This window comes from Methanosarcina spelaei, from assembly GCF_002287235.1.
GTDB classification, from domain to species: domain Archaea; phylum Halobacteriota; class Methanosarcinia; order Methanosarcinales; family Methanosarcinaceae; genus Methanosarcina; species Methanosarcina spelaei.
Genome location: NZ_LMVP01000282.1, coordinates 1 through 1,248, shown reverse-complemented (window position 1 = coordinate 1,248; position 1,248 = coordinate 1). Strand labels below are relative to the sequence as shown.

The window sequence follows — 1,248 nt, the reverse complement described above, 5'->3', positions numbered from 1 at the left end:
GGTATTGAGGAATTTTAATCCGGCTAAAATGAGGAATTATTCACCGGCCTTGACAAGAATATCTGGTTATTCCAAAAATTCTCATCATTCCTATTCATATAATATATCCATCAAGTATATTTTGAAAGTTGAAAGGATTGATTTAAATTGGACACAACAAAAAAATTTACTGGTAAAGCGGACATCTATAGTAAATATCGTCCCCGTTATCGACTCAGTTCCAAAATCTAGTGATGAAAGTAAGTGTAACATCACTACATAAATTTATAATTCTCTAATTATGTAATGATGTTACGGCAAAAACAATGGTAATTATAAATCTTACTCTTAATAACTTATCGGAACTCCCTGCTCTCTCATACCTTTTTGATAGTTATAGCAATGATTACGAATATACCACAAGAGGAATTTTTCGTAGAAAAATTCCTCCAGCCTGCCCTATTTGCAGTGCTCCTATGGTTCATAACGGCTATAATCTATACATCAAAAAAGGTCTTGGAAAAATCAGCATTGGTCGATACAAATGCCAAAATTGTGGTAGTACAGACGAAGAAGATCATAGTTTTTGGGAAGGTCTGAAAACTTTACTTTTTGATTCATTTAATAATTTTTTCCAGGTGCTCAGATACCATAAAGTTTCTTATGATGGAATTTCTGATATAATGAGCTTCATATTTCCAAGATCAAGAAGCACTATTTTTAGAACATTCAACAAAGAAATGGAACAGGAAAATGTTCCAATTTTAGAAAATGTACATATGGTGCACTATGACGAACAGCATCCAAAAGAGGGACGTTGTCAGAAATACCGTTTAACATTACTGGATGCAAAAACTCAAAGAACAATAGCAGATGAACTTTTTGAGGATAAAAGTTCAGAAACCATCAAAACGTTTCTACGAAAAAATCTAGATACATCAGAACCTGTGTTTATTGTTACGGATTTTGATAAGAGATACCCAGATATTTTAAAGGAAGTTTTTGGGGATAAGTTAGTGCATCAATACTGTTTGATGCACTTAAACAAGCTTATAGTTAGCGATTTTCCGAAGAAAACAACAATTGAACAGGAACTATTAAAATACAGGTTATTGAATATATTTTACAATCGTGAAAATGAGATTAAATTCCTGGAAAAAATTCTATCTGAAGAACTTAACGTAATTATGAATGAAGAAAAGCATCAAGAATGGAGTATAAAGGCAAAAAAGGAATTTAACCGATTTAGATATAAATTGAAGCTAGAAA

General features: G+C 31.7%; 1 protein-coding gene. It reads left to right on the top strand.

Annotated elements, in window-relative coordinates:
• Positions 1-305: 305 nt before the first annotated feature.
• Positions 306-1,248: ISNCY family transposase (locus tag ASJ81_RS12920; protein ID WP_095642727.1), on the top strand; the 943-nt coding region annotated here is incomplete at its 3' end.